The sequence below is a fragment of the Bradyrhizobium sp. GW821-FHT13H05 genome (assembly GCF_058804065.1).
In genome coordinates, this window is the sequence record NZ_JBXAPO010000006.1 from 366,717 (window position 1) to 390,019 (window position 23,303).

The window sequence follows — 23,303 nt, forward strand, 5'->3', positions numbered from 1 at the left end:
TTCAGTCCACAAAAGGTTCGACGATGGTGCGCCTGCCGAGCAGGAAGGCGTCGGCGACGAGACGGAGCGGCGCCAGATCGACGTCGCTGGCGCCCGTTGCGGCGAGCGTGACAAAGCGCCGGTACAACTCCCGATATTCCTCATCGGGCGCGTCGGCAACAACCTTGCCGTCGACCGCCATGATCCGGCCGCCGCGGGACAAGTTCATTTGGCCCTCCCCGGTTTCGACCAAAATATCCCAGCTCTGCGGCCCGGTCTGGCGGAAGTCGAATTCGGCCGTGACCGGCAAGCCGCTGATATCGGTCAGCGTCAAATTGGCGGCGATCGGCGCCTGGCAATTGGCGGGAAAGGCGAGCTCGGCCGCGGTGACGAACACGGGCCTCGGCAGGATCCGGGTCAGGATCGACAGGGCATTGATGCCGGGATCGAACACACCGAGCCCGCCCGGTTCCCAGATCCAGGCCTGCCCGGGGTGCCAGACGCGGACGTCTTCCTTCCAGTTGATGTGCACCGACTTGATCCGGCGCGCGGCGAGCCATTCGCGGGCCGGCTCGACCGCCGGCGCGTAGCGCGAATGCCAGGTCGCAAACAGCGTGCGCTTGGCATCAGTCGCCATCGCGATCAGCGGGTCGAGCTCAGCAACGCCGGTGCCCGGCGGCTTCTCCAGCATGACGTGCTTGCCGGCGGCGAGCGCGGCTGCGGCCTGGGCGCGCCGCACCTGCGGCGGCGTGCAAAGCGAGACCGCGTCGATCGGTGGTCCCTTCTCCAGCAGATCCTCGATGGTGGCAAAATGCGGCAGGTCCGGCAGCGAGGCGTTGCGGCTGGCCACGGCCGCGAGCGTCGCGCCCGGCGTCGCGGCGATCGCGCCCACATGCTGGTCCCGCGCGATCTTGCCGAAGCCGACGATGGCGATACGAAGGTCGGTCACGCTTATTCTCCAGTATCCGCTGACGGAAACGCCTCGGCCGGGGCTGTTACGATCGCCGTGCCCTCGTGGCGGCGCATGCCGTTGTGAATGACGTAGACCATGGCTTCCGATGCCGTCTCGGCATCGCCGGCCGCGATGGCATCGACGATCTTCTGGTGCCAGAGCAGCACGGTGTCGCGGTCCTCTGTCTCAACCGGTGCACTGAGCAGGAACGAGGCGCGCAGCGCGGCCTCGATGACATGCCCGATCGAGCGCATGAACAGATTGCCGGAGGCTCGCGCCACGGCAACGTGAAGCGCGAGATCGGCATCGGCGAAGCCCACCGAGTCCGACGCTTCCCGCCGCATCCGCTCCATGCTGCGACGCAGCTCGGCGACATCCTCCTCGGACCGCTGTCGTGCAGCGAGCACGGCCGCGCGCGGCTCGACCGCGAGACGTATCTCGGCGAGGTCGTTGAGGAAACGTTTGTCGATGCCGGCGTCCAGATGCCAGGCCAGCACGTCGGCGTCGAACATGTTCCAGGCGGCGCGCTCGCGCACGACGGTGCCGACCCGCGCCTTGGTCGTGAGCAGGCCCTTGGCGACCAGCGTCTTGACGCTCTCGCGCAGCACCGGCCGCGACACGCCGAACATCGCGATCATCTCGGCATCACCAGGCAGGCGCGTCCCCTCCGCGTAGCGGCCGGCGATGATGTCGACGCCGATCGAGCGCGCCACTTCCGCGTGGTTGGAGTGGGCCCGCCGCGTGGGGATCACGACAATGCGCGAGGTCATGAGGCGGCTCCCGCGCTCTTCGTCACCGGCCGCCGCGCCAGCGCCACCAGCCCCTGCTGAAGTGCGATGAAGGCGAACAGCAGCACGCCGGTCGCAATCTTGGTCCACCAGCTCGACAGCGTGCCGTCGAAATTGATGTAGGTCTGGATCATGCCCTGGATCAGCACGCCGAGGAAGGTGCCGATCACCGAGCCCTGCCCGCCCGTGAGCAGCGTGCCGCCGATCACGACGGCGGCGATGCTGTCGAGCTCGACGCCGACAGCCGAGAGCGAATAGCCGGCGCTGGTGTAGAAGGAGAAGACGATGCCGGCGATGCCTGCGAGCAGGCTCGACAGCATGTAGATCTTGATCGTCATCTTGCCGACCGCAACGCCCATCAGGCTTGCCGTGGTCCGGCCGCCGCCGAGCGCGTACACGTTGACGCCGAACCGGGTGAGATGCAGCAGCAAGGCACCGCCGATCACGATCACGAGCATGATGATCGCAATTGCCGTCAAACGCCCGCCGCCGGGCATGCGCAAGGCAAAGTCCGAGACGGTGGAGTAGATCGGCGCGGTGATCGGTACCGATTCCGTCGAGAGCAGGAAGCTCGCGCCGCGGGCGAGGAACATGCCGGCCAGCGTGACGATGAACGGCGGCAGATCGAAGACATGGATCACCGCGCCCATCGCCGCGCCAAAGGCCGCCGAGAGCACGAGGATCGCGACGAAAGCGACCAGCGGCGGCACGCCCCAGCGCTCGATTGCAAGCGCCACGAACACCGTGGTGAAGCCGATCACCGAACCGACCGACAGATCGATGCCGCCGGAGATAATGACGAAGGTCATGCCGACCGCGACGATGCCGAGGAAGGCGTTATCGGTGAGGAGATTGCCGACCACACGCGTCGAGGCGATGTTGGGAAACTGCACGGCGCAGAGCGCGAAGCCGAGGACGAGCACGATCGCCGTGATCAGGACCGGCGGCAGGCCTTTCATGGTTTCGTCCTCCACAGCCGCGAGGCGATACCGGCAAGCCCCGAGAACTTCGGCGATTGCAGCAGCAGCACCGCGAGCACGACCACCGCCTTGACCAGCAGGTTGAACTCCGGCGGATAGCCCGACAGCAGGATCCCGGTGTTCATGGTCTGGATGATCAGCGCGCCGAGCACCGCCAGGACAAGACTGAAGCGCCCGCCAAACAGCGACGTGCCGCCGATCACCACGGCGAGGATGGCGTCGAGCTCGAGCCAGAGGCCGGCATTGTTGGCATCCGCGCCCATGATGTCCGCGGCGGCGATCACGCCGGCGAGCGCGGCGCAGACGCCGCACCAGACATAGACCGCCAATATCATTGCGCGGGTCCCGACGCCGGCAAGCTCGCTCGCCCGCGCATTGCCGCCGGTCGCTTCGATCAGGAGCCCGAGCGCCGAGCCGCGAACCACCGCGCCGGTGAGAATGAGCATGCCCAGGGCAATCACGACAGGCACCGGCAGGCCGAGCACCGAGCCATTGCCGAGCCAGACGAGGTCCGGCGAGGAAAACGTCACGATGCGCCCCTCGGTGATGAGCTGGGCGATGCCGCGTCCGGCCACCATCAAGATCAGCGTCGCCACGATCGGCTGCATGCCGAGAACGGCGACGAGAAAGCCGTTCCACAATCCGCAGACGAGGCCCGCACCGAGCGCGGCCGCCAGCACGACCGGGAGACCGTGGCTGTCAGCGAGGCTCGCCGCAATCGCGCCCGAGATCGCCATGATCGCACCGACCGAGAGGTCGATGCCGCGCGTCGCGATCACCAGCACCATGCCGAGCGAGAGCAATGCCACCGGCGTGCCGCGGTTGAGCACGTCGATCAGGCTGCCGAACAGGCGGCCGTCCTGCAGGCGCAGATCGAAGAATTGCGGCGACACCACGCGGTCGACCGCGAGGATGACGATCAGCGCCAGGATCTGGGCAAGGCCGCGGCGCGGCAGCAGCGCGGTCATGTGTGAGCCTCAAGCGCAACAGCGACGCTATCGGCGGCGATGGCGGCGAGAATGTTGCCGACGTCGATCGCCTCGCCGGCGAGCTCCTCGACATGGGCGCGGTCGCGCAGCACGACGACGCGGTCCGAATAGGTCACGATCTCGTCGAGCTCGGAGGAGATCACGAGCAGCGCCAGCCCGTCATCGCAGAGCTCGCGGATCAGGCGGATGATCTCGGCATGCGCGCCGACGTCGATGCCGCGCGTTGGTTCGTCCAGCACCAGCAGCCGCGGCGAGGTCGCAAGCCAGCGCGCCAGCAGCACCTTTTGCTGGTTGCCGCCGGAGAGCAGGCCCACAGGTCGCTCCGGATCGGGCGGGCGGATATCGAACATCCTAACGTAACGGCGCGCGATCTCGTCTTGCTCACGGCGCGACAGCGGCCGGTGAAGGCCGCGCTTGGCCTGGAGCGCCAACACGATGTTTTCGCGGACGGTGAGCTCGGCGACGATGCCGTCGGTCTTGCGCTCCTCCGGGCAATAGCCGAAGCCGTGGCGCACGCCGTCGCGCGGCGACTGGAGCCGCACGGGCGCCCCCTCCACCCTCGCCTGCCCGCGATCGGCGCGCTCGGCGCCGAACACAAGCCGCGCCGTCTCGGTGCGGCCCGAGCCGAGCAGGCCGGCGAGGCCGACGACCTCGCCATGGCGCAGCTCGAGATTGAACGGGGCGACATAGCCTGATTTGCCGTAATTCTCGAAGCTCGCGCAGACATCGCGCGCCTGAGGCTCGCGCGTCGCCGCCCGTGCGCTGGTGGTCTCGGCCAGCTCGCGGCCGAGCATCATCCGGATCAGCTCGATCCGTGGCAGCGAGGCGGTCTCGCGCTCGCCGACCAGGCGGCCGTTGCGCAGCACCGTGATGCGGTCGGAGATCTCGTAGACCTGGTCGAGGAAGTGGCTGACGAAAACGATGCCGATGCCGCGCTTGGCCAGTTGCCGCATGATGCCGAACAGGATCTCGACCTCGTGGCGGTCGAGGCTCGCGGTCGGCTCGTCCAGGATCAGTACGCGTGCGGACAGATCCACGGCGCGGGCAATCGCGGTGACGTGCTGGATCGCCACCGAATAATTGCCGAGCGGTGCCGCGACATCGATGTCGAGACCAAAATCCGCAAGCAGCGCCTTGGCGCGGCGTCGCATCTCGCCCTCGCGCACGATGCCGAACCGCATCGGCTGGCGGTCGAGAAACAGGTTCTGCGCCACCGAGAGGTTCGGCAGCAGATTGACCTCCTGGTAGACGGTGGCGATGCCGGCCTGAAGCGCGGCCTTGGCCGAACGCGGCGCGACCTCCTCGCCACCGAGCCTGACGATACCGGCATCGCGCGGGAACACGCCGGTGACGACCTTGATCAGCGTGGACTTGCCGGCACCGTTCTCGCCGAGCAGCGCATGGATCTCGCCGGCGCGCAGCGTGAAGTCGACCTCCTGCAACGCACGCACCGCACCAAAGCTCTTGCTGATCCCGCGCACCTCCAGCAGGGAAGCGCTGTTCTCCATGGCAAATTCACTCCCACCGGCGCCCGCTTATGATGCGGACACCCAGCCTATGCGGTCGCGCAGCGGATTCGAAGGGGCTTGCACCGCCGGACCACAAGGAGCAGTCCGGCGGCGCGGCGCGCCTCAGTAGCCGAGGCCCTTCTTGCTGTCGTAGATCTTCTGCGGATCGTCGGCCGCCGTATAGAGCTTGGAGTCCGTCTGGATCCATTTCGGCGGCACCGTGCCCTTGTCCTTGAAGGCCGCGATGGCATCGAGTGCCGGGCCGGCCATGTTCGGCGTCAGCTCGACCGTGGCATTGGCTTCGCCGGCGGCCATCGCCTTGAAGATGTCGGGGACCGCGTCGATCGAGACGGTGAGGATGTCCTTGCCGGGCTTGAGGCCGGCTTCCTTCATCGCCTGGATCGCGCCGACCATCATGTCGTCATTGTGCGCATAGACCGCACAGATGTTCTTGCCGCCACCTTCGGCCTTGATGAAGCTCTCCATCACCTCCTTGCCCTTGGCACGGGTGAAGTCGCCGGTCTGGCTGCGCACCACCTTCAGGTTCGCGTGCTTGGCGATGGCGGTGTCAAAGCCCTTCTTGCGGTTGGCGGCGACGCTGGCGCCGACCGTGCCCTGCAATTCGACAATGTTGCAGGCCTTGGCGCCGACGGTCTTGGCCAGCCAGTCGCCGGCGACCTCGCCTTCGTGCACGCTGTCTGATGTCACGGCGGTCAGATAAAGCTCCTTGCCGGAGGGATCGATGTCGCGGTCGAGCAGCACGACCGGAATCTTGGCCTCCTTGGCCTCCTTCAGCACCGAGTCCCAGCCGGTCGAGACGACCGGCGCGAGAAAGATCGCATCGACGTTCTGCGCGATGAAGGAGCGGATCGCCTTGATCTGGTTCTCCTGCTTCTGCTGGGCGTCGGCAATCTTGAGATTGACCTTGCGCTTGGCGGCCTCCTGCTTGGAGACCGAGGTCTCGGCCGCACGCCAGCCGGATTCCGATCCGATCTGCGAGAAGCCGATAGTGAGCTCGGCGGCATTCGCCGGCAGCGCGAGCAGCAGCGCGGCCGTGGCGCTGGCCGCAAAGAGGGCTTTGAGGGTCATCAGGCGTGTCTCCCAAGTGTTTATCTCGGGAGCCTATTGGTAGCATGGCACCCGAAGGCCGGCCTTTGCGGCGGCGGAAGGGACTATTTCACGGAAGATGGGTTCCGACTAGTCATATTATCTGACTATTTGGAGGGAACCACGCGTCGGCGGGGCTGGGCGGTTCTATGACATGCTCAGCGCGATTTTGTTCCAAGGATGCAACGGGGAGATGAAGGAAAATGATGCGGGCTGTTGCGAGAGTGACGGTGCGGTGAGCGAAAATGGTGAGAATGGGACTCGCAACCTCTCCTCCTCGTCATTGCGAGCGCAGCGAAGCAATCCAGCATCTGTCCGCGGAGGCACTCTGAATTGCTTCGCTGCGCTCGTAATGACGGCGTGGTTGGAGCTCTGCGTCTATCGACCAGATCGACTCGTGGTGAGTCCCCCTCACCCGGATCGCATCTGCGATGCGATCCGGCCTCTCCCCGCGTGCGGGGAGAGGCGAAAAAAACCAGCGCTAGATCAGCTTCCGCTGCGCCAAATTCTTCATCAACGCGCCGATGCCGAACGTCCACGGCTCGCACTCGTCGCTGGTGCGCATGCGGTTGACGAGCTTGCCGAGCTGCGGTGCGGCGATGGTAACGATGTCGTCACGCTTGTGGGTGAAGCCCTGCCCCGGCGCATCACGATCCTTGACCGGCGCGAACATCGTGCCGAGGAAGAGTACAAAACCATCAGGGTATTGATGGACCTTGCCGATGGTCTGTTCGACCAGGTCAGTCGGGTCGCGGCTGATCTTGCTGATCGAGGAATGGCCGTCGAGGACGAAGCCGTCCGTCCCTTTTACATTCAGGCTGATGTCGAGCTTGCGCGCGTCGTCGAGCGAGAAGGTGTCGTCGAACAGCCGCAGCAGCGGGCCGATCGCGCAGGACGCGTTGTTGTCCTTGGCCTTCGACAGCAGCAGCGCCGAGCGCCCCTCGAAGTCGCGCAGGTTGACGTCGTTGCCGAGCGCGCCGCCGACGATCCTGCCGCGGCTCGAGACGAACAGCACCAGTTCCGGCTCGGGGTTGTTCCAGGTCGACTTCGGATGCAACCCGGCATCCATGCCGGTGCCGACCGAGGACAGGGTCGGCGCCTTGGTGAAGACCTCGGCATCGGGACCGATGCCGACCTCGAGATACTGGCTCCAGGCGTTCTGGTCGATCAGCACCTGCTTCAGGTGCATCGCCTGGTCCGAGCCGGGCTTGAGCTTTGACAGATCGTCGCCGATCAGCCGCGTCACCTCTTTGCGGATCGCTTCGGCGGAGGCCGGATTGCCCTTGGCGCGCTCCTCGATGACGCGCTCCAGCATCGAGATCGCGAAGGTGACGCCGGCAGCCTTCAGGGTCTGGAGATCGACCGGCGCAAGCAGCCATGGCTTCTTGGAGTCGCGCCCATCGGGGGCCGTATTGGCCACGATGGCGTCGAGATCGCCGATGCGCTCGCCCTTGACAGCGGCCAGCGCCTTGGCCGGATTGTCCTCTTCGCAGAGCGCGCTGACAGTCGGAAATTTGGCGGTGACGTCGAACACGCCGTCGGCGCGCACGGCGACCACGGCCGGGCCGTTCGCCTGCGGCAGCCAGACGCGGCCGACCAGCGTCCCCTTCGTTCCATCTTCGGGGAGAAGGTCTTTAACGGACAGTGTCGTCATGGCCGGCGTCCTCGCTGTTTTTCGGACCGGCCACTTTCACAGCAGCCGATCGCATTGGCGAAGACCAATAAACGTCTGGCGGGGGAAGTCCAGACCGGCAGCGAAGACCCGCTATGCCCCTGCCCGCGCTTTGCGAGCCGCGATCTGCTGCAGCGCCCAGCGCGCGTTCTTGCGGACGTCAGGATCGGCATCATCAGCGATGACGGCCAAAAACGCCTCGCCGTCGGGATGGGCGATCTCGCCGAGCGCGGCAGCCGCCTCTTTCCGCAAATTGGCCTGGTCGTGGTTGATGCAATTGCCGATCGGGCGCACCGCGCGTTCGATCTTCATCCTGCCGAGGCTGCGGATCGCCTTCAGGCGGACCTGCCAGAACTCGTCACCAAGCGAAGTGACGAGCTGGTCGGCTGCGAGCGAACCGTTGACGTTGAGACCCAGCGTTTCCGCGGCCATCTCGCGCACCATCCAGTCGGAATCCTTCAGCGCACGCGTGATCGTCTCGGCCGCCGGTTTCAGATGCGAGAAGGCCAGCGCGCTCACGGCGGCGCGTCGCACATGGGCATCGGGATCGTTGATCAACGCGGTCAGCGCGGGGATGGATTCTTCGAGCTTGAGGAAGCCGATCACGCCGATCGCCTGCACGCGCACGGCGGCATCCGCATCCTGGAGCGCTTCCAGCGCCGGCTTCAGCGTGTCCTTGCAGCGAAGCTCCTTCAGCGCGCGCAGCGCGCCCATGCGGACGAAGGCGTGGGCGTGCTTGACCAGCGGCAGGATGATTTCGGCACAGGCCGGATCCTTGAACTCGGCCATGCTGTCGGCTGCGGCCGATGCCACGATCCTTTCAGGGTCCACCAGCAGCTTGACCAGCGCAGCTGCGGCCTCCGGCCCATCGAACTCGCCGAGCGCCATCGCGACCTGCTGGCGCACGCCGGCGTCGGGATCGGCAACCATGTTGGCGAGATGCGCAACCGCCGCCGGATCGCCGGAATGGCCGAGCGCGATGATGGCGACGCGGCGCTCGCCGGGGTCGGCGGCCTGAAGCCGCTCGTCGGCATCTTCGAGATCGTCATAGGACTCGAACGGGCTCGACATGATCACCTCAGCAGATAGGGAATGTTGACGGTGACGGCGCCGGTCGGGCAATCCGCCTCGCAGGGCATGCAGTACCAGCACTCGTCATAGGCCATGTAGGCCTTGCCGGTCATGTCGCTGATGCGGAGCACGTCGAGCGGGCAGACGTCGACGCACACGGTGCAGCCCTTGTCGGCGATGCACTTGGCGTCGTCGACGACCACCGGAACCGATGTCTGATAGGACGCGAGAGGCATGTGATGTCTCCTGTTGCTATGGTGCGGTGGATCAGGCGGTCGCGCGAATGCGCTGCTTGTCGTAGAGGTCCTTCTCGTCGTCGGCGATCGGCACGACGTAGGGCTCCACCGCGCGCTTCTCGCTGGTCATCTTGCCGTCCTGCTTGGACAGCAACGTGTGGCAGAACCAGTTCTCGTTGTCCTTCTCCGGGAAATCCGTGCGCCAGTGATAGAGGCCCCAGCGGCTCTCCTCGCGGTAGAGCGAGGCATGCACCGCCATGTCGGCGCAATCCATGATCGACTGCACTTCGAGCGCGCGGAGCAATTCGTGCGCGTTGCGGGCGATCATGTGCTCCTGCATGTCCTGCCGCGTCTCGGCGAGACGGCGCATGCCGAGCTCGTATTTGCGCGTGACTTTTGGCGGCTGGAGATAGTCGTTGACGAGGCGCCTTGTCTTGTACTCGACCTGGTTCGGCGGAATGCCGTCCTCGCGTTTGGTCGGCGCCAGCACGCGGTCGCGTTCCCTGGCGACATCGGCGGCGTCGAACTCCGCGAAGTCGTGGCTGTCGGCGAACTCCATCGCATCGGTACCGGCAACCGCGCCGTTGGTGAAGGCACCGAGCATGTAGTTGTGCGGCACGCTCGCCATGTCGCCGGCGGCGTAGAGCCCGGGCACGGTGGTGCGGGCGTTGTCGTCCACGAACACGCCGGAGGCGCTGTGGCCGGAGCAGAAGCCGATTTCGGAGATGTGCATCTCGATCGACTCGCTGCGGTAGTCGACGCCGCGCCCCTGCTGGAACAGGCCGCGCGTGGGACGCTCCACCTTGTGCAGCGTGGACTCGATCTCGGAGATGGTGTCGGGATGGAGATGCTTGAGCTGGAGGAACACAGGGCCCTTGCCTGACAGCAGCTCGTTGTAGAATTCCAGCATCATCTGGCCGGACCAGTAGTCGCATTCGATGAAGCGCGAGCCCTCGTTGTTCGCGGTAAAGGCGCCGAAGGGACCGGCGACATAAGCGCAGGCCGGGCCGTTATAGTCCTTGATCAGCGGATTGATCTGGTAGCATTCGAGGTTCGCGAGCGCGGCGCCGGCGTGATAGGCCATGGCGTAGCCGTCGCCGGAATTGGCGGCATTCTCGTAGGTGCCGAACATGTAGCCCGAGGTCGGCAGGCCGAGGCGGCCGGCGGCGCCCATGCAGAGGATCACGGCCTTGGCCTTGATCACGAGGATCTCTGCCGTGCGCGTGTTGACGCTGATCGCGCCCGCAATGCGGCCGTCGGCGGATTTCAGCAGCCGCGTCGCCATGTAGCGGTTGGAGATCAGGATGCGGGCGCGGCGGAGCTGGCGATACAGCGCCTTCTTCACGGTCTCGCCGTTCGGCATCGGTAGAACGTAGGTGCCGATGTGATGCACCTTCTTGACGGCATAGTCGCCGTTCTCGTTCTTGAGGAAGCGGATGCCGAAGCTGTCGAGCTCTTCGATGATCTTGTAGCAGTTCTGGGCGTATTTATAGACCGCCTTCTGATCGACGATGCCGTCATTGGCGATGGTGATTTCCTTGGTGTACTGCTCCGGCGTCGCATAGCCGGGGATGACGGCGTTGTTCAGCCCGTCCATGCCCATCGAGATCGCACCGGAGCGCTTGACGTTGGCCTTTTCGAGCAGGACGACATTGGCCTTCGGGTTCTTCAGCTTCGCCTTCAGCGCCGCCATCGGGCCGGCCGTGCCGCCGCCGATGACCAGCACATCGCAGGAAACCTCCGAAAGTCCGTCGACGATCTGATCTAGTGCCATCGCTTGCTCCTGGTTCGCCGGGTCCGGCGCCTTTGCATCAGACTTGTTCAGGGGGCGTTCCGGCGATAGCAATTAGTTGTCGCCGGGACGCGATTTGCGCCTCAGCGCTCGACAAAGGCCTTTTCGATGACGAAATGGCCGGGCTGGCTGTGATTGCCCTCGACAAAGCCGCGCGCGGAGAACATCGCGGGGAGTTCCTCGAGCATCGCCGGGCTGCCGCACAGCATGATCCGATCCGTCTCGATATCGAGGCCTGATTGCCCGATGTCGTCGAACATCTGGTTGGAGGCGATCAAATCGGTGATGCGGCCGCGATTCCTGAACGGCTCGCGGGTGACGGTCGGGTAGTAGACGAGCTTGTCGCGGATCAAGGGTCCGAAGAATTCGTGGCTACGCAGGCCGTCGACGAGGTGCTCGCCATAAGAGAGTTCCGAAACCTGGCGGCAGCCATGGGCCAGCACGATGGTCTCGTAATTCTCGTAGACGTCAGGGTCCTTGATCAGGCTGGCGAAGGGCGCGAGGCCCGTGCCGGTCGAAAGCAACAGCAGGCGTTTTCCCGGAATGAGATTGCCGGTGATCAGCGTGCCCGTCGCCTTGCGGCCGACCAGGATGATGTCGCCTTCCCGGATCTTCTGCAGGCGCGAAGTCAGCGGGCCGTCCTGCACCTTGATCGAGAAGAATTCGAGCGCCTCCTCGTGATTGGCGCTCGCCATGCTGTAGGCCCGCATCAACGGCTTGCCCTCGACCTCCAGCCCGATCATGGCGAACTGGCCGTTCTGGAAGCGGAAGCCGGGATCACGCGTCGCGGTGAAGCTGAACAGGCTGTCGGTCCAGTGCCGGACTGACAAAACCGTTTCCTTCTGAAATGCGCTCATCGTCTCTCCTTGTCGATTGCGCGCACGTTCTCGGAGAGAGGGGAGTCCGGCAATTCGGAAGTGAAATTCCCGGTCGATTAGTTTCACATTTCGCGTTCGGTGATTGAAGAGGAGGCAGACGACAGGCCAGCGCTGGCAATTAGTTGCTATTCGCGCGAAGCCGCGCTGACGTAGACAAGAGCCGGAGGTTCGTCATGACCATGACCCTGGTGGCACCGACCGTGGCCGACTATGAAGCCAGCGCCGATCTCGCGGCGCTCCTCGTCCGCACCACGCAGGACGACGCGCTCAGCGTGCCCGCCGAAAAGCTCCGTCTCTCCTGCAAATGCGCCCACTGCACCCGCGCCCGCTTCGATGGCCGCTTCCCTGACGCGTTTCCGGGGATTGCCATCACCGAGATTGGCGATCTCGGCTACGGGCTGAACATCTCGTTTTCGGATGGACATAATCGGGGGATTTATCCCAAGCCGTATCTGCTGAGTTTGGCGGGGCGCTAGCCCGCCTCAAATCGCCCCACGAACTCCGCTGTCATTCCCCGCGAAAGCGGGGAATCCAGTACGCCGCGGCCCCTCCGTATCCCATTGACGTCTCTGGAATACTGGATCGCCCGCTTTCGCGGGCGATGACACCGGTGTTGGTGGCCCTCATCTGGCACGGACATTGCTCCTCTTTAGAACGGTTTGAACGTTCCGGAGGCAGATGATGTTGCAGGCGGCCAACGTGGTTCGCAGGACGGTTCCCGCAACAATCCGGCCTGCCGGCAGCTCCTCGCTGCTGCTCACCGAGAACCAGCAATGGATCGGCGGACCGCCGCCGCTGATGGACAAGCTCAGCCAGCGCGAGCGGGAGCTGGTGCTGAAGCAGGGCCGGCGAAAAGTGCTCAACCGCGGCCAGACGCTGTTCAGCCAGGGCGGCAAGCATGACGGTATCTGGCTGATCGAGAGTGGCCGCATCCGCGTGTTCTACACCTCGCCGCTCGGGCGCGAGATCACGCTGGCTTATTGGCATGTCGGCAATTTCGTCGGCGGGCCCGAAGTGTTCGAAGGCACCGTGCATCAATGGTCCGGCGTTGCATCCAGCAATTGCAGCGTCGTGCACCTGCCCGGAAAAGAGCTGCGGTCGCTTGCCCTGGAGATCCCCAACCTGGCGATCGGCCTCATCGAAGGCCTCACCTTCAAGGGCAAATGCTATTCCGCGCTGGCCCAGATGCTGGGAACGCGCTCGATCACGCAGCGCCTTGCGCATCTGCTGCTGCATCTCGTCGAGCTCTACGGCGTCGAGGATGCCGACGGCCGGGTGATCGCGGCGGCCTTCACCCACGCCGACATCGCCCACATGGTCGGCGCCACCCGGCAATGGGTGACGATCAGCCTGAAGCGGATGCAGGAGAAGGGAATCGTCGTCACGAAACGCTCGCAGATCGTGGTGTGCCGGACCGACGTGCTGGAGGAGATGCGCGGCCAGGGCGCCGACTAGCGCGGGTGCACAGGCAAGCGGCTTTATAGTGCAGGACTGCCCAAGGAGTATGCAATCAGCTTTTCCCGGCAACTAATCGACTGCGGCACTCATTCCGGATTTGCCCTGCCCGAGCCCTCACCCAATCATGGCAACCACAGCACATCCAACCGAATGAGGATGAGAATGGTCCGCCATCTTCCCACGCTCTCGATCGCGATGTCGGTGACGTCGCTTCTCATCGCGCAGCCGGCCTCGGCGGAAACCGTCACGCTCGGCATCGGAACGCAGGACACCACGACCAACACGGTGACCGCCGGCGTCGTGATCCGCCAGCTCAAGCTCCTCGAAAAATATCTGCCGAAGGACGGTAAGTACGCCAACATCAAGTTCGAGATGGAGTGGCAGAATTTTACGTCCGGCCCGCCCGTCACCAATGCGATGATGGCAAACAAGCTGCAGATCGGCATGATGGGCGACTATCCGCTGATCGTGAACGGCTTCACCTTCGACAGCAATCCGGAGAGCAAGAGCCGCTTGATCGGCATTGCCGCCTACAGCCTGTCCGGCTCCGGCAACGGCCTCGTCGTCCACAAGGACTCGCCCTATTACGATCTCGCCGATCTCAAGGGCAAGCTCGTCAGCGTTCCCTTCGGCTCCGCCGCGCACGGCATGGTGCTCAAAGCGATGCAGGACCGCGGCTACGCAGCAGATTTCTTCCAGCTCGTCAGCCAGAGCCCGGAGGTCGGCTCGACCAATCTGCAGGAGAAGAAGATCGACGCGCATGCCGACTTCGTTCCCTTCGCCGAGCTGCTGCCCTTCCGCGGTTTTGCGCGCAAGATCTTCGACGGCGTCGAGACCAATCTGCCGACCTTCCACGGCATCGTCGTCCGCACCGATTTCGCGGAAAAATATCCGGAGGTCGTCGTCGCCTACTTCAAGGCGCTGATCGCCGCCAACCAGTGGCTGCGCGACGATCCCAAGCTTGCGGCGGAAAAGATCCAGGAATGGACAGGGATCAACAAGGAGGTCGTCTACATCTTCCTCGGCCCCAGCGGCAACATGACGACCGATCCGACCGTGAAGCCGGCGCTGATCGATGCGGCCGCAACCGACGTCAAGGTTTTGCAAAACCTCGGCCGCATGAAGGAGTTCGATCCGAAGAAGTGGGTCGACGACAGCTACATCCGCAAGGCCTATGCCGAGATGAAGCTCGACTATGACGCCCAGCTTGCGAGCACCAAGAACTACGAAATCACTGGCGAAGATGCTTTCTGCAAGAAGCCGATCGCCGATCCGCGCAAGGCCGGCGAGGTCTGGGTCGATGACGCCGGCATCCTGCCTTTCTCATCCGCCAGCTGCACGTTAGGGGCCTATGCTGACTTCAAGGCCAAGGGCAAGAAGATCAACGTCGCCTACGTGTTCGACACCACCCGCGGCATCAAGTTGTTCGCCGACCAGGCCTTCTTCGCGGTCGGCAATGGCGAAGTCGCCCCGTTCCTGCTGAAGAAGGACGCCGAAGCCTATGCCGCCAAGATCAGCGGCAAGGTACTCGGCTTCGACGACGCCGTGAAGGCGGCAGTCGGCGGAGGCAAGACGTGAGCAGTCCCGCCCTCGTCAGACATTCCGAGGACAGCATGCCGGCCATTGCAGAGGCGGGCCCCGCGCCCGCCACTACGCCACCCGCAACACCGCCCTCCTTCGGCACGCTCGCGCTGCGCTGGTATCGGCTCAATCGGGCGGGGTTGCGCGCGATTGCGATCGGCATCATCTCGCTGCTCGCCTTCCTGCTGCTCTGGCACCTGCTCACGACCTATCGCGTCGTGTTCTTCGTGCGCTTCACCAACGTGCCCTCGCCGCTCGCGGTCTATGCGAGCTTCACCAAAGCGATCCACGATCCCAAATTCCTGATGCACATTCTGCTGAGCTGCCGGCGCATCCTTGTCGGATTCTCGCTCGCCGCGATCGTCGGCGTGCCGCTCGGCCTGATCATGGGCCGCTTCAAGCTGGTGCATGAAATCATCTTCCCCGTGGCGGAGGTGCTGCGGCCGATCCCGGCGATCGCCTGGGTACCGATGGCGATCATGCTGTGGCCGACCAACGAGCAGAGCATCGTCTTCATCACCTTCCTCGGCTCGTTCTTCCCGATCCTGATCAACACGCTGCACGGCATGTCGCTGGTCGATCCCGTTCTGGTGCGCGCCGCGCAATGCCTCGGCGCACGCGAACGATCCATCTTCCGCGAGGTGTATTTCCCGGCCTCGCTGCCGCACATCTTCACCGGCCTCACCGTTGGCATGGGGGTGGCATGGGTGTCGCTGATCGCGGCCGAGATGATCTCGGGCCAATACGGCATCGGCTATTTCACCTGGGAAGCCTATTCGCTGGTCCAGTATGCCGACATCGCGCTCGGCATGATCGCGATCGGCGTGCTCGGCCTCGGATCGAGCCTGCTCATCCGCGGCGCCGGGCAATTGGTGATGCCGTGGAGGTCAAGATGAACGAGATCCTCACCAAAGCACCGCAGGGCCATATCGAGGTCCGGAATTTTTCGCTGAGCTATGACAGCATCGAGGGATCGGTTCAGGCCGTCACGGATACGCAGATCCATGTGAAGCCCGGCGAGTTCGTCTCGATCGTCGGCCCCTCCGGCTGCGGAAAGTCGACACTGCTCAATGCTGTCGCGGGCTTCCTCAAGCCCACCACCGGAATCGTCACCGTCGACGGCGAGCCCGTCAACGGCCCCAGCGCCGAGCGCGGCATGGTGTTCCAGCAATATTCGCTGTTTCCCTGGAAGACGGTCCGCGAGAATGTCGAGTTCGGGCTGAAGATGCGCGGCATGTCGCGCTCGCAGCGCGAGCGCGCCGCGCGCACGCTGCTCGGGCTCGCGGGTCTGGAGGCGTTCGAGAAGCATTATCCGGAAAAGCTCTCCGGCGGCATGAAGCAGCGCGTCGGCATCGTGCGGGCGCTCGCGACGGGCCCAAAAGTGCTGCTGCTGGACGAGCCGTTCGGCGCGCTCGACGCGCAGACGCGCGTGATCATGCAGCAGATCCTCACCAACATGTGGCAGCGGCTGAAGATCTCGGTGCTGTTCGTCACCCACGACATTGATGAAGCGATCTTCCTGTCCGACCGGGTCTACTGCATGACCGCGCGCCCCGGCTCGATCAAGGCGGAGATTCCGATCCCGCTGGAGCGGCCGCGGCAGCAGGCGATGATGATGTCGTCGGAGTTTCTGGCCCTGCGCCGCGGACTGATGTCGCTGATCCGCGAGGAGAGCCTGAAGGCGATGGGCGGTGAGATCAGCGACATGGGCCTGCAGGGGCTGAACATCAAGCTGCACGGGCATTCGCTGGCGGATGTGATTTAGAGTTAGATTCACCTCTCCCCGCTTGCGGGGAGAGGTCGGATTGCGCGCTAGCGCAAGCGGGGCGAGGGAGCGCACGAGCGTCGCCCCCCTTACTTGAACCAGTGCACCAGCGCGATGCTGATGCCGAGCAGCAGCATCAGCGACAGCGTCACCGCGGCCGTCACCCTGCCGCCGACATTGGCAAGCACCTTCACGTCGACGCCGAGGCCAAGAGCGGCCATCGACACGACGGTGAGGAAACCCGTGATCCGCGTAATCGGAGCCACCACGGTGCCCGGCACGATCTCCAGCGAACGCAGCGTCGCCAGCGCAAGGAAGCCGAGGATGAACCACGGCACCAGGCGGAAGAAGCCGACATTGGTCTTCTTGGCATCGGCCTGCCAGCGCGAGGCGACCAGGGAGAGGCCGACGACGACCGGCCCGAGCATCAGCACGCGCATCAGCTTCACCAGCGTGCCGATCTGTGTCGAGATCAGCCCGGCCGGCACCGTCGCGGCCAGCACCTGCGGCACGGCATAGACCGTAAGACCTGCGAGGATGCCGTATTGCGTGGCGGACAGCTGCAACAGCGGGATCAGCAGCGGCAGGCCCAGGACCATCATCACGCCGAGGATCGCGGTGAAGGAGATCGAGGATGCGATCTCGTCGCTGGTGGCGCCGATGATCGGCGCCACGGCTGCAATCGCCGAATTGCCGCAAATCGAGTTGCCGCAGGCGATCAGGATTGACAGCCGGGTCGAGAGCCCAAGCAGCCGGCTGAGGCCGAAGCTCGCGGTGAGCGCGATGACGACGATCGCGGCGATCGATGCCAGCAGTGCGATGCCGGAGGCCGCGATCGCGGCAAAGCTGATCGAGGCGCCCAGCAGCATGACGGCGACCTCGAGCAGCTGCTTGGCGCTGAAGGCGATGCCGGCCTGCCAGCGCGGCGCGGGTTTCCAGAAGCTGCGCAGCGCCATCCCGAGCAGGATGGCCATCACCAGCGCCTCGACATAGGGGTGCTCGAACACGCCAAGCTCCGCCCGCTCGAGCAGGGCCGAAACACCGGCTACGGCGATGCAGAGGAGAATACCGGGAATCAGCGCGACGACGCGGCTAATGGCAGTGGTCGGCTTGGCGTCGGCCGGGCTGGATGCTTGATTCTGCGACACAAATCTCTCCCAGAGGAGAAAGATTTATACGCACGACGCTTCCATTGGGGAATAAGTTTTCGGCATATCAGGGCCGAGAGAAGTCCTGTCCTCAGCCCGGAATAAACGGCCTCAGAAGATCAGGCGCGCCTCAGAAGATCAGGCTTTTAGCGAGCGAGGCCACGCGGCTGAAGCCGTCATAGACGCCCGGCTCGAAGAAGGCGGCGCGCGCCAGCACGATGCCCGCAACCAGCGACCAGAACACCGTGGTGCCGGCCCGCAGCAGGACTTTTGAGGCGCGCGACTGCGGCTGGGCGTCCGTTGCGGATGCCATCTGCTCGCCGAAGGGTTCGAAACCGGTGCGTTCCATAGCTTGCGCCAATCCATCAAATTCTGAACGGAATGTCGTCGTTTCGGCCCCAAACGGCAATGGAAGCGATTGGCGTATTTGCCCCCCGAAGGGGAAACTCCTTCCGTCCGGCGGACCCGAGGCAATAGTTTTCTTCTTTTGGCCTATTTGGACATCGGCGGCCCGGCTACAGGGCCAGATAACGGCGCCGAATGGCGTCGTTGGCCTTCAGCTCGTCGATTCCGGCGGCATAGACGATCTGGCCCTTGTCGATGACCGTGGCGTGGCTCGCCAGCCCCAGGCAGAAATGCATGTTCTGCTCGGCGATCAGCACGGTCGATCCGAGCTGGCGCAGCTGCCGCAACAGCTCGCCGATCCGCTGCACGATGATCGGCGCGAGGCCCTCGCTGGGTTCGTCGAGCAGCAGCAGCGCCGGATTGCCCATCAGCGTGCGTGCGATCGCGAGCATCTGCTGCTCGCCGCCGGAGAGCCGTCCGGCGATGCGATGGCGCAGCGGCTCCAAGAGCGGGAAGACTTCATAAATGCGCTTGATCGGCCATTCGTCCTGGCCGTCCGGCCCCTTCTTGCGACCGATAACGAGATTGTCCTCGACACTGTGCTCCGGAAAGATCTGGCGATCCTCCGGCACGAAGCCGAGGCCGGCACGCGCGATGTGGTGAGGCTTCTGGCCTGATATCACCGCACCACGCAGGCTCACCTTGCCCCGCCGCGGCGGCGCCAGGCCCATGATCGCCTTCATCGTCGTCGACTTGCCGGCGCCGTTGCGACCCAAGAGCGCCATGGTCTCGCCCTGCCGCACCGAGAGGCCGACGCCGAACAGGATCTGGCTGGTGCCATAGTAGACGTCGAGATCGGCGACTTCGATGATGGCTGCGCTCATGCGGCGGCCCCCGCATGCTCCGTGCCGAGATAGGCCTCGATCACGGCGCTGTTGTTGCGGATCTCGTCGGGCGTGCCGGTTGCGAGGATGCGGCCGTAGCAGAGCACGACGATTTTCGGCGCGATCTTGAACACGATGTCCATGTCGTGCTCGATGAAGACGACGGTGATTTTTTGCGTCTCCCAGAGCTCGCGCACCTTGTCGATCATGCGCCAGCGTTCTTCCGGACCCATGCCCGCGGTCGGCTCGTCCAGCAGCAGCACCTTGGGTTCGAGCACCAGCGCCAGCGCGATGTCGAGCAGCTTCTGGTCGCCATGCGACAGCGTCGCGGCGGTGCGGTTGCGCTTGCTGGCCAAACCCAACAGCTCCATCACATGCTCGGCGCGGTCGCGCGTCTCGGGCAGCGGGAAGCGCTTGTGCAGCACTGCCGACGAGCGCTGGTCGGCACTGACGGCGGCGAGCATGGTCTCCTGCACCGTCAGCGATTTGAAGATGCTGGCGACCTGGAAGGCCCGACCGATGCCATGGCGGACGATCTCTGGCGGCGAACGGCCGGCGAGATCGACACCGTCGAGCAGCACCTGACCGGAATCCGGTCGCAAGGCGCCGGTGATCAGATTGAAGAAGGTGCTCTTGCCGGCGCCGTTCGGGCCGATCACGGCGGTGAGCGAGCCGTCGGGAAAATCGAGCGAGACGTCGTTGGTCGCCTTCACGCCGCCAAAGGACTTTGCGAGGTTGCGGATCTCGAGCATCGCTAGCGTCCCTCGCCCGTCTCGCGACGGTGCGCGTACCATTCCGCGACGAAATCGAGCAAGCCCTTGCGCAGGCCCAGCGCGAAGAACAGGATGACCACGCCGAGCACGATGCCGTGATATTCGGTGAAGCGCGTGACGGTGTCGTTAAGCAGCAGCAGCAGCACGGTGCCGACCATCGGCCCGAGGAACGTCGAGACGCCGCCGAGCATGTTGATGAAGATGCCCTCGCCCGAGATGGTCCAGTAGGCAAATTCCGGATAGGCGCCGGAGACGAACAGCGCCATCACCATGCCGCCCATGGAGGCGAACAGCGCTGCCAGCACGAAGACGGTGAGCTTTGCGCGCCAGACGTCGATGCCGAGGAAGCTCGCGCGGGCGGCGTTGTCGCGGATCATGCGCAGCGTGTAGCCGAACGGCGATTGCGCGATCTGGCGCATCGCAAGCAGGCCGAGGATCAGCAGCGCGCAGCTCACGACGTAGAGATGGACGTGGTTGGCGAGGTTGATGCCGAGGAATACGGGACGCGGAATGCCGCCGCGCAGGCCCTGGTCGCCGCCGGTGAAGGAGGCCCAGGACAGGATGGTCGAGTGGATCAGCATCTGGAACGCCAGCGTGACGAAGGCGAAATAGATCTCTTTCAGCCGCACGCAGATCGCACCGATGACGGCCGCGACGATCGCCGTAATCGCCAGCGTCGCGACGAAGGCCACGGGAATCGGCACGCCGAGCTTCTGCATGATCAGCCCATAACTGTAGGCACCAAGGCCGAAGAACATGCCGTGGCCGAACGAGGTCAGGCCGGTGTAGCCGACCAAGAGGTTGAGCGAGGTCGCGAACAGGCCATAGGCGGAGCAGCGGATGACAAAGTCGAGCAGCGCCTTGCTGCCGGTGAGCAACGGCAGGCTTGCCAGCACGGCGAAGGCGATCAGCGCGATCAGCACGTCGCGATAGCGTTGCAGCACCGCGCTGCTGCGCACTGGCGCCAGCGTCTCGGCGCGTCCGGCCTCCAGCTCGGTCATGCCGCCTCCTTGCCGAACAGGCCGGTGGGCTTTGAGACCAGCACGATCACCATGAACAGGTACATCAGGCCTTCCGTGAACAGGGGAAAGCCGAGCGAACCGAATGACCTGATGAGGCCGAGCAGCAGTGCACCGATCAGCGCGCCGATGATCGAGCCCATGCCGCCGATCACGGTGACGATGAAAGATTCGATCAGCACCGAAAATCCCATGCCTGGAGTCAGTGAGCGCACGGGCGCGGCGAGCGCGCCGGCAAGGCCGGCCAGCATGCCCCCGAGCGCGAACACGCCGCCATAGATCAGGCCGGTGTTGATGCCGAGCGCCGAGACCATGCCGGGATTATGCGCGGCTGCGCGGATCACCTTGCCGATGCGGCTGCGCGATAGGCCGATGCCGAGCACGATCGCCGCGACCAGCGCGACGCCGATCAGCAGCAGATAATAAGGCGGCACCACGCCGCCGGCGATGAACAGCGGCATCACCTGGAACGCCGCCGGCATGCCCATCGACTTGAATTCCGGTCCCCAGATGATGCGCACGACATCGTCGAAGATCAGCACGAAGGCGTAGCAGACCAGCAGCTGCATCAGGACGTCGGCGCCGTAGACGCGGCTCATGAACACGCGCTCGAAGATCAGGCCGAGAATGGCGGTGCCGGCCGCGCCGGCCAGCATCGCCAGCGCAAAGCTGTCGGTGAGGTGATAGGCCGTCATCGCGAAATAGGCGCCGAACATGTAGAAGGCGCCGTGGCTGAAATTGACGATCTTGAGCACGCCGAAGATCAAGGTCAGACCGACCGCGACCAGGAACAGCAGCATGCCGATGATGAGCCCGCTGGTGGTTTGCGTCACCAGGCAGGCGGAGCTGGAGAGGCAGCCGGTGAGCGCGTCGAGATCCACGGGAGCACTTTCATTGCAACGCGCCGGAGATGGCGCGGAAGACAAAACGAAGGCGGAGACGGTCGCCCGTCTCCGCCGCGCATCGGATCAGGTGTAGCCCTTGCTCTTCTTCCACTCGGCCTCGAGCTCGAAGATGGTCTTCCAGTCGCCGGCCTTGACCTCGGGCACATAGGGCTCCTGCGGAATCGTGGTGCCCCAGCCGATGGCGTAGCCGACCAGCGTGTGATCGTCGCCGCGCATGGTCACGGTGCCGTCGGCGCCGAACGGGCACTTGATGGTGAGACCGGCCAGCACCTCCGCGATCTTCTTGCCGTCGGTGGAGTTCGCCTTCCTGGCGGATTCGGCCAGGAACATCACCGCGGTCGCGTTCTGCCACGACCAGTTGGTCGGGTACTCGTTGTACTTGGCCTTGTAGGCATCGCCCCAGGCGGCGTTCTCCGGCGTGGTTGGGAACGTCTTGATGTAGCGGTTGCCGGAGTGGATGCCCTTCGGCAGGTTCTTCACCACAGTGAGCGCGGTGTAGTCGGCCATGTTGACCGCAAACACCTCCATCTGGCTGAACATCGCGTAGATGTTGGCCTGGTCGATATAGGAGGTGAGATCGCCGCCCCACAGGCAGGAGTACAGCGCCTGCGGCTTGGCCTGCAAAATCTTCGTCACCACCTCGGTGTAGTCGGGCTGGAACAGTTTTGGCCAGGACTCGCTGATGACCTCCACGTCGGGCGCAAAGCGCTTCAGGTACAGCGTGAACTCGCCGGTGGTGTCGCGGCCATAGGCATAGTCGGGCGAGCAGGTCGCCCACTTCTTCAGGCCCTTGGCTTTCGCGATCGCGGCGGCGTAACTGCCGCCAACGATGGAATCGTGAATGCCCTGCCGCACGCAGCGGAACGCGTTCGGAATGTGCTGCTTGGGATCGGCCGTCAGCGAAGATGCTTCCGAGCAGGTGTGGACGCAAAGCACGCCGAGATCACGCGCCACTTCGTGCACCGCGAACGATCCGGATGAGGCTTCGCCGTCGATCAGCCATTCGCAGCCGTCGGTGTTGACGAGTTCGCGCGCGACGCGGGCGGCTTCCTGCGGCTGGCCCTTGGAGTCGCGGATCACCATTTCGATCTGCCGACCGGCAAGGCCGCCCGCGGCATTGACCTTGTCGACCTCGAGCATCACCGCATTGCGCGAGGACGTGCCGAGCTGCGCGACGCGGCCCGACAGGATCGTCGGCATGCCGATCTTGATGGTCTTGGCCTGGGCGCGCGCCACCCAGGGCGCGGCAACACTCATCGCACCGGCGCCCATCAGCGCCAGCGTTGAACGGCGGCTGATGCCCGGCGTGCGGGTTCTCGTCATTTTTCCCTCCCTCTGTCGGGTCGGCGTTTCCAAATCCCTGTCGGAGATCGTCTCGTCTCCGTGTTCCCAACAATTTCAGAGGCAGGGGGTGACGTCAAGACAAACATGAATTATGAGTCATTATTCAGACATGGAGGAAACGAGGCCGGC

At 64.6% G+C, this 23,303-nt stretch carries 23 protein-coding genes; 5 read left to right on the forward strand and 18 right to left on the reverse strand.

Annotated features, from left to right (window positions below; genetic code table 11):
* Position 1: 1 nt before the first annotated feature.
* From AC1RR3_RS21245 to AC1RR3_RS21295, 11 genes are all read right to left on the reverse strand, one after another.
* The gene (locus AC1RR3_RS21245) at positions 2 to 928 is read right to left on the reverse strand and encodes a Gfo/Idh/MocA family protein (RefSeq protein WP_492825077.1); all 927 of its coding nucleotides are present in this window, start codon (positions 926 to 928) and stop codon (positions 2 to 4) included.
* Between the two features lie 2 nt (positions 929 to 930).
* Entirely contained in the window at positions 931 to 1,701 is a 771-nt protein-coding gene (locus AC1RR3_RS21250; RefSeq protein ID WP_492825078.1) for a FadR/GntR family transcriptional regulator, read from the reverse strand.
* On the reverse strand, positions 1,698 to 2,678 hold the full coding sequence (gene yjfF, locus AC1RR3_RS21255; RefSeq protein ID WP_492825080.1) for a galactofuranose ABC transporter, permease protein YjfF: 981 nt from the start codon (positions 2,676 to 2,678) through the stop codon (positions 1,698 to 1,700). The genes AC1RR3_RS21250 and yjfF overlap by 4 nt, the downstream gene beginning before the upstream one ends.
* Positions 2,675 to 3,667, reverse strand: coding sequence for an ABC transporter permease (locus tag AC1RR3_RS21260; protein WP_492825081.1), 993 nt, complete (start codon positions 3,665 to 3,667; stop codon positions 2,675 to 2,677). The genes yjfF and AC1RR3_RS21260 overlap by 4 nt, the downstream gene beginning before the upstream one ends.
* Complete coding sequence (locus AC1RR3_RS21265) at positions 3,664 to 5,196, reverse strand: sugar ABC transporter ATP-binding protein (protein WP_492825082.1); 1,533 nt, start codon at positions 5,194 to 5,196, stop codon at positions 3,664 to 3,666. Before AC1RR3_RS21265 ends, AC1RR3_RS21260 begins: the two co-directional genes overlap by 4 nt.
* Before the next feature lie 123 nt (positions 5,197 to 5,319).
* Positions 5,320 to 6,285 (reverse strand): galactofuranose ABC transporter, galactofuranose-binding protein YtfQ, encoded by a 966-nt coding sequence (ytfQ, locus tag AC1RR3_RS21270; protein WP_492825083.1) that lies wholly within the window; start codon positions 6,283 to 6,285, stop codon positions 5,320 to 5,322.
* A 499-nt stretch (positions 6,286 to 6,784) separates the two neighbouring features.
* Positions 6,785 to 7,957 carry a fumarylacetoacetate hydrolase family protein gene (locus AC1RR3_RS21275; protein WP_492825084.1) on the reverse strand — a complete coding sequence of 391 codons (1,173 nt, stop codon included), beginning with the start codon at positions 7,955 to 7,957 and terminating at the stop codon, positions 6,785 to 6,787.
* 111 nt (positions 7,958 to 8,068) lie between these two features.
* Positions 8,069 to 9,046: a HEAT repeat domain-containing protein gene (locus tag AC1RR3_RS21280; RefSeq protein WP_492825085.1), complete on the reverse strand. Its 978-nt coding sequence runs from the start codon at positions 9,044 to 9,046 to the stop codon at positions 8,069 to 8,071.
* Positions 9,047 to 9,048: 2 nt separating this feature from the next.
* Positions 9,049 to 9,282, reverse strand: coding sequence for a 4Fe-4S dicluster domain-containing protein (locus tag AC1RR3_RS21285; RefSeq protein ID WP_008141081.1), 234 nt, complete (start codon positions 9,280 to 9,282; stop codon positions 9,049 to 9,051).
* A 31-nt stretch (positions 9,283 to 9,313) separates the two neighbouring features.
* Entirely contained in the window at positions 9,314 to 11,056 is a 1,743-nt protein-coding gene (locus AC1RR3_RS21290) for a fumarate reductase/succinate dehydrogenase flavoprotein subunit (protein WP_492825086.1), read from the reverse strand.
* Between the two features lie 101 nt (positions 11,057 to 11,157).
* A complete protein-coding gene (locus AC1RR3_RS21295) occupies positions 11,158 to 11,931 on the reverse strand; it encodes a ferredoxin--NADP reductase (RefSeq protein WP_492825087.1) in 774 nt (257 codons plus the stop codon).
* A gap of 200 nt (positions 11,932 to 12,131) precedes the next feature.
* Between AC1RR3_RS21295 and AC1RR3_RS21300 the strand changes: the two genes are divergently transcribed.
* From AC1RR3_RS21300 to AC1RR3_RS21320, 5 genes are all read left to right on the forward strand, one after another.
* Positions 12,132 to 12,428 carry a gamma-butyrobetaine hydroxylase-like domain-containing protein gene (locus tag AC1RR3_RS21300; protein WP_492825159.1) on the forward strand — a complete coding sequence of 99 codons (297 nt, stop codon included), beginning with the start codon at positions 12,132 to 12,134 and terminating at the stop codon, positions 12,426 to 12,428.
* Between the two features lie 202 nt (positions 12,429 to 12,630).
* Positions 12,631 to 13,407, forward strand: a complete 777-nt coding sequence (locus tag AC1RR3_RS21305; protein WP_492825089.1) for a Crp/Fnr family transcriptional regulator — start codon at positions 12,631 to 12,633, stop codon at positions 13,405 to 13,407.
* Positions 13,408 to 13,572: 165 nt separating this feature from the next.
* The gene (locus tag AC1RR3_RS21310) at positions 13,573 to 14,988 is read left to right on the forward strand and encodes an ABC transporter substrate-binding protein (protein ID WP_492825091.1); all 1,416 of its coding nucleotides are present in this window, start codon (positions 13,573 to 13,575) and stop codon (positions 14,986 to 14,988) included.
* Positions 14,985 to 15,887 (forward strand): ABC transporter permease, encoded by a 903-nt coding sequence (locus tag AC1RR3_RS21315; RefSeq protein WP_492825092.1) that lies wholly within the window; start codon positions 14,985 to 14,987, stop codon positions 15,885 to 15,887. The genes AC1RR3_RS21310 and AC1RR3_RS21315 overlap by 4 nt, the downstream gene beginning before the upstream one ends.
* Positions 15,884 to 16,756 (forward strand): ABC transporter ATP-binding protein, encoded by an 873-nt coding sequence (locus AC1RR3_RS21320; RefSeq protein WP_492825093.1) that lies wholly within the window; start codon positions 15,884 to 15,886, stop codon positions 16,754 to 16,756. Before AC1RR3_RS21315 ends, AC1RR3_RS21320 begins: the two co-directional genes overlap by 4 nt.
* An 89-nt stretch (positions 16,757 to 16,845) precedes the next feature.
* Here AC1RR3_RS21320 and AC1RR3_RS21325 read toward each other — a convergent pair whose 3' ends face one another.
* The 7 genes from AC1RR3_RS21325 to AC1RR3_RS21355 form a co-directional block, all read right to left on the reverse strand.
* The gene (locus tag AC1RR3_RS21325) at positions 16,846 to 17,904 is read right to left on the reverse strand and encodes a YeiH family protein (RefSeq protein WP_492825094.1); all 1,059 of its coding nucleotides are present in this window, start codon (positions 17,902 to 17,904) and stop codon (positions 16,846 to 16,848) included.
* Between the two features lie 130 nt (positions 17,905 to 18,034).
* Positions 18,035 to 18,253 (reverse strand): hypothetical protein, encoded by a 219-nt coding sequence (locus AC1RR3_RS21330; RefSeq protein WP_008141102.1) that lies wholly within the window; start codon positions 18,251 to 18,253, stop codon positions 18,035 to 18,037.
* Between the two features lie 166 nt (positions 18,254 to 18,419).
* On the reverse strand, positions 18,420 to 19,133 hold the full coding sequence (locus AC1RR3_RS21335; RefSeq protein WP_492825096.1) for an ABC transporter ATP-binding protein: 714 nt from the start codon (positions 19,131 to 19,133) through the stop codon (positions 18,420 to 18,422).
* Positions 19,130 to 19,885, reverse strand: coding sequence for an ABC transporter ATP-binding protein (locus tag AC1RR3_RS21340; protein ID WP_492825097.1), 756 nt, complete (start codon positions 19,883 to 19,885; stop codon positions 19,130 to 19,132). The genes AC1RR3_RS21335 and AC1RR3_RS21340 overlap by 4 nt, the downstream gene beginning before the upstream one ends.
* A gap of 2 nt (positions 19,886 to 19,887) precedes the next feature.
* Positions 19,888 to 20,907, reverse strand: a complete 1,020-nt coding sequence (locus AC1RR3_RS21345) for a branched-chain amino acid ABC transporter permease (RefSeq protein ID WP_492825098.1) — start codon at positions 20,905 to 20,907, stop codon at positions 19,888 to 19,890.
* Entirely contained in the window at positions 20,904 to 21,806 is a 903-nt protein-coding gene (locus AC1RR3_RS21350) for a branched-chain amino acid ABC transporter permease (RefSeq protein ID WP_492825100.1), read from the reverse strand. Before AC1RR3_RS21350 ends, AC1RR3_RS21345 begins: the two co-directional genes overlap by 4 nt.
* A gap of 87 nt (positions 21,807 to 21,893) precedes the next feature.
* A complete protein-coding gene (locus AC1RR3_RS21355; protein WP_492825102.1) occupies positions 21,894 to 23,153 on the reverse strand; it encodes an ABC transporter substrate-binding protein in 1,260 nt (419 codons plus the stop codon).
* Positions 23,154 to 23,303: the final 150 nt, after the last annotated feature.

Excerpts from the sequence above, each read along its gene's own strand:
- AC1RR3_RS21250 (WP_492825078.1), bottom strand. The coding sequence starts at position 1,701 with ATGACCTCGCGCATTGTCGTGATCCCCACGCGGCGGGCCCACTCCAAC.
- yjfF (WP_492825080.1), bottom strand. The coding sequence starts at position 2,678 with ATGAAAGGCCTGCCGCCGGTCCTGATCACGGCGATCGTGCTCGTCCTC.
- AC1RR3_RS21260 (WP_492825081.1), bottom strand. The coding sequence starts at position 3,667 with ATGACCGCGCTGCTGCCGCGCCGCGGCCTTGCCCAGATCCTGGCGCTG.
- AC1RR3_RS21265 (WP_492825082.1), bottom strand. The coding sequence starts at position 5,196 with ATGGAGAACAGCGCTTCCCTGCTGGAGGTGCGCGGGATCAGCAAGAGC.
- ytfQ (WP_492825083.1), bottom strand. The coding sequence starts at position 6,285 with ATGACCCTCAAAGCCCTCTTTGCGGCCAGCGCCACGGCCGCGCTGCTG.
- AC1RR3_RS21275 (WP_492825084.1), bottom strand. The coding sequence starts at position 7,957 with ATGACGACACTGTCCGTTAAAGACCTTCTCCCCGAAGATGGAACGAAG.
- AC1RR3_RS21280 (WP_492825085.1), bottom strand. The coding sequence starts at position 9,046 with ATGTCGAGCCCGTTCGAGTCCTATGACGATCTCGAAGATGCCGACGAG.
- AC1RR3_RS21285 (WP_008141081.1), bottom strand. The coding sequence starts at position 9,282 with ATGCCTCTCGCGTCCTATCAGACATCGGTTCCGGTGGTCGTCGACGAC.
- AC1RR3_RS21290 (WP_492825086.1), bottom strand. The coding sequence starts at position 11,056 with ATGGCACTAGATCAGATCGTCGACGGACTTTCGGAGGTTTCCTGCGAT.
- AC1RR3_RS21295 (WP_492825087.1), bottom strand. The coding sequence starts at position 11,931 with ATGAGCGCATTTCAGAAGGAAACGGTTTTGTCAGTCCGGCACTGGACC.
- AC1RR3_RS21300 (WP_492825159.1), top strand. The coding sequence starts at position 12,132 with ATGACCCTGGTGGCACCGACCGTGGCCGACTATGAAGCCAGCGCCGAT.
- AC1RR3_RS21305 (WP_492825089.1), top strand. The coding sequence starts at position 12,631 with ATGATGTTGCAGGCGGCCAACGTGGTTCGCAGGACGGTTCCCGCAACA.
- AC1RR3_RS21310 (WP_492825091.1), top strand. The coding sequence starts at position 13,573 with ATGGTCCGCCATCTTCCCACGCTCTCGATCGCGATGTCGGTGACGTCG.
- AC1RR3_RS21320 (WP_492825093.1), top strand. The coding sequence starts at position 15,884 with ATGAACGAGATCCTCACCAAAGCACCGCAGGGCCATATCGAGGTCCGG.
- AC1RR3_RS21330 (WP_008141102.1), bottom strand. The coding sequence starts at position 18,253 with ATGGAACGCACCGGTTTCGAACCCTTCGGCGAGCAGATGGCATCCGCA.
- AC1RR3_RS21335 (WP_492825096.1), bottom strand. The coding sequence starts at position 19,133 with ATGAGCGCAGCCATCATCGAAGTCGCCGATCTCGACGTCTACTATGGC.
- AC1RR3_RS21340 (WP_492825097.1), bottom strand. The coding sequence starts at position 19,885 with ATGCTCGAGATCCGCAACCTCGCAAAGTCCTTTGGCGGCGTGAAGGCG.
- AC1RR3_RS21345 (WP_492825098.1), bottom strand. The coding sequence starts at position 20,907 with ATGACCGAGCTGGAGGCCGGACGCGCCGAGACGCTGGCGCCAGTGCGC.
- AC1RR3_RS21355 (WP_492825102.1), bottom strand. The coding sequence starts at position 23,153 with ATGACGAGAACCCGCACGCCGGGCATCAGCCGCCGTTCAACGCTGGCG.